Origin of the sequence: Sulfitobacter sp. HI0027 (assembly GCF_001634775.1) — a bacterium.
In the GTDB taxonomy this organism is placed as follows: Bacteria; Pseudomonadota; Alphaproteobacteria; order Rhodobacterales; family Rhodobacteraceae; genus Sulfitobacter.
This window is the reverse complement of sequence record NZ_LWER01000174.1, coordinates 1-256: the sequence shown is the minus strand read 5'-3', so window position 1 is coordinate 256 and position 256 is coordinate 1. Positions and strand designations below refer to the sequence as shown.

Sequence of the window (256 nt, the reverse complement as noted above, 5' to 3'; positions counted from 1 at the left end):
AGCGTCTCCCGAAACACATCCCGGCTAAGTTTGAGTTTTGACATCACGGGGAAATCACAGGTCTCAAGCGCCTGTGCCTCTTCCGCCAGCCGCTCCTGCCATTCGGGATGGGTGGCCATGAGATAGAGCGCCCAAGCCAAAGCCGAGGCGCTGGTTTCATGCCCCGCGAGGAAGAAGATCGCGACCTGATCAACCATCTCCTCGGTATCGAAGGTCTCGCCTGTTTCGGGGTCGGCCTGGGTCATGATCTTGGTGG

General features: G+C 59.0%; 1 protein-coding gene. It reads right to left on the bottom strand.

The features are described from left to right. Positions 1-256, bottom strand: a 256-nt coding sequence (locus A3722_RS11025; RefSeq protein WP_150120470.1) for a cytochrome P450, incomplete at both ends; no start/stop codon positions are given.